Source organism: Acinetobacter sp. ATCC 27244 (assembly GCF_000156555.1).
In the GTDB taxonomy this organism is placed as follows: Bacteria; Pseudomonadota; Gammaproteobacteria; order Pseudomonadales; family Moraxellaceae; genus Acinetobacter; species Acinetobacter haemolyticus.
This window is the reverse complement of sequence record NZ_GG666003.1, coordinates 1-473: the sequence shown is the minus strand read 5'-3', so window position 1 is coordinate 473 and position 473 is coordinate 1. Positions and strand designations below refer to the sequence as shown.

The 473-nt window shown below is 37.0% G+C and carries 1 pseudogene; it reads right to left on the bottom strand.

From position 1 onward, the window contains the following. Positions 1-403, bottom strand: a pseudogene (locus tag HMPREF0023_RS15985) (IS3 family transposase); the annotation flags it as partial. Positions 404-473: the final 70 nt, after the last annotated feature.

The following is a 473-nucleotide window of genomic DNA, read 5'->3' as shown; positions in this document are numbered from 1 at the left end:
GGTTTTGGGCGATAGTAATAACAACCACGGGAGACTTTCAGCAGCTTAGCTTGCTTAGATACTGAAATCTGAAGTGAGTCATCGATTAACTTTTGTGGTTGAAGCGGCCCAGTTTCTTCAACACACCTTCTAAAAAATCAATTTCTAATGCCTGCTCACCGATTTTTGCATGTAGTTTTTTTAGATCGATGGGTGGTTCTGTTGGAGCTTTTGATTGATCGAAAGCTTGCGAGGAAGCTGAAATCAGTTGATTTTTCCAGTCAATAATTTGGTTTTGATGAACATCAAATTCAGCACTCAATTCAGCAAGTGTTTTTTCTGCTTTAATCGCAGCAAGTGCTACCTTAGCTTTAAAGTCATTTGAATGATTTCTTCTTGGTCTACGTGTCATAAAATACTCCATATATTGATGTTTATAACATCATTTGGGGAGCAAAATATCACTTATAAGTGTTGTTCAAATTTCCTGATCC